Genomic DNA, 411 nt, shown 5'->3' with positions numbered 1-411 from the left:
CCCCGCGAGTCCGGCCAATGCGTATACCGTCATTGCAATGGCTGCCCGTCTGGCGCCGAGAAGCATCGCGGCTAACAGACAAAAGAAAGGCTGCAGCGATAACGGAATTCCCGCAACTTGCAAAAAAGGAGCCATTGATGTAATGTTGGCGCCGACGGCCATCAGTGCGGCAAACATGCCGATAAGCGCCATATCGCCCGCACGAAGGTTGCGTTGTTTCATTTGTTTTTCCCCCTTACACTTGTACCAGATTAGCGTAATCGAAGGGTGATTGATTGTCAACAAAGATTTAATATAGGTTTACTAAATGGAGGGAGCCATATGTTTTTCGGGAAAACGAGACAAACAAAACAGTCGGAACGGATTCCGCCAAATCAAAATGTCACAACGAAGTTTCCCTTGCTTCACGCC

At 48.9% G+C, this 411-nt stretch carries 1 protein-coding gene; it reads right to left on the bottom strand.

The window, feature by feature from the left end; translation table 11 throughout:
* Window positions 1-222, bottom strand: a 222-nt coding sequence (locus tag ACLF5H_RS37370) for a biotin transporter BioY (RefSeq protein ID WP_421680416.1), incomplete at its 3' end; no start/stop codon positions are given.
* Window positions 223-411: the final 189 nt, after the last annotated feature.

The organism is Streptomyces sp. LaBMicrA B280, assembly GCF_049222185.1.
Lineage (GTDB): Bacteria > Actinomycetota > Actinomycetes > Streptomycetales > Streptomycetaceae > Streptomyces > Streptomyces murinus.
Note: the sequence above shows the minus strand (reverse complement) of the source record. Positions and strands in the feature narration are given on the sequence as shown.